2 tRNA genes are annotated in these 338 nt (G+C 45.6%); both read left to right on the top strand.

The features are described from left to right. The first annotated feature begins 51 nt into the window (after window positions 1-51). Window positions 52-125: transfer RNA gene (locus ACEN4I_RS13540), tRNA-Asn, on the top strand. Window positions 126-211: 86 nt separating this feature from the next. Continuing rightward, a tRNA-Val gene (locus tag ACEN4I_RS13535) sits at window positions 212-287 on the top strand. The last annotated feature ends 51 nt before the right edge of the window (window positions 288-338 follow it).

Here is a 338-nt window from a genome sequence, read left to right as displayed (position 1 = left end):
AGTGAGGGGTTTCCCCTTGTGAGACTAGGACGTTGCCGCGCATATAGTTATTCCGCAATAGCTCAGTTGGTAGTAGCGCGTGACTGTTAATCACGATGTCGTAGGTTCGAGTCCTACTTGCGGAGTTTTGATTAAAATTATTTTTAATCTGAAAAACGGCACTACTCATTAATGAACTAGTGGTAGTTGTGTGGTTTTTCTTTTTCATTGCGGAGGTTTAGCTCAGTTGGGAGAGCATCTGCCTTACAAGCAGAGGGTCAGCGGTTCGAGCCCGTTAACCTCCACCATGAGTCATTAGCTCAGTTGGTAGAGCATCTGACTTTTAATCAGAGGGTCGC

Source organism: Desemzia sp. FAM 23990 (assembly GCF_045528485.1).
Taxonomy (GTDB): domain Bacteria; phylum Bacillota; class Bacilli; order Lactobacillales; family Carnobacteriaceae; genus Desemzia.
This window is presented reverse-complemented; position numbering and strand designations above follow the sequence as displayed.